The sequence below is a fragment of the Streptomyces sp. URMC 129 genome (assembly GCF_051386415.1).
In the GTDB taxonomy this organism is placed as follows: Bacteria; Actinomycetota; Actinomycetes; order Streptomycetales; family Streptomycetaceae; genus Streptomyces.
This window is the reverse complement of the sequence record NZ_JBPQTQ010000296.1, coordinates 1-644: the sequence shown is the minus strand read 5'-3', so window position 1 is coordinate 644 and position 644 is coordinate 1. Positions and strand designations below refer to the sequence as shown.

The window sequence follows — 644 nt, the reverse complement described above, 5'->3', positions numbered from 1 at the left end:
GTTCGCGGCGCTCGATGACGAGCAGGCCGCTGAGCTGCGCGCCTCCATGTCCGAGGTGACGCTGGCCCGTGGCGACACCCTCTTCCACGAGGGGGATCCGGGCGACCGGCTCTACGTCGTCACCGACGGCAAGGTCAAGCTGCACCGCACCTCTCCCGATGGTCGGGAGAACATGCTGGCAGTGCTCGGTCCTGGCGAGCTGATCGGTGAGCTGTCCCTGTTCGACCCGGGGCCGCGCACCGCCACCGCCACGGCGGTCACGGAAGTGCGGCTGCTGGGGCTGGGCCACAGCGACCTCCAGCCGTGGCTGAGCGCCCGGCCCGAGGTCGCCGCCGCGCTGCTGCGCGCGGTCGCGCGCCGGCTGCGCCGGACCAACGACAGCATGTCCGACCTCGTCTTCTCGGACGTGCCGGGCCGGGTCGCGAAGGCGCTGCTCGACCTGTCGCGCCGCTTCGGCGTGCAGTCGGACGAGGGCATCCACGTGGTGCACGACCTCACGCAGGAGGAGCTGGCCCAGCTCGTGGGCGCCTCCCGCGAGACCGTGAACAAGGCACTGGCCGACTTCGCCGCCCGCGGCTGGCTGCGGCTGGAGGCGCGCGCGGTCATCCTGCTCGACATCGAGCGCCTGGCCCGCCGCTCCCGCT

General features: G+C 73.0%; 1 protein-coding gene. It reads left to right on the top strand.

All coding sequences use genetic code 11. The features are described 5' to 3' along the window. Positions 1-644: Crp/Fnr family transcriptional regulator (locus ACSNOC_RS27855; protein ID WP_436750349.1), on the top strand; the 644-nt coding region annotated here is incomplete at both ends.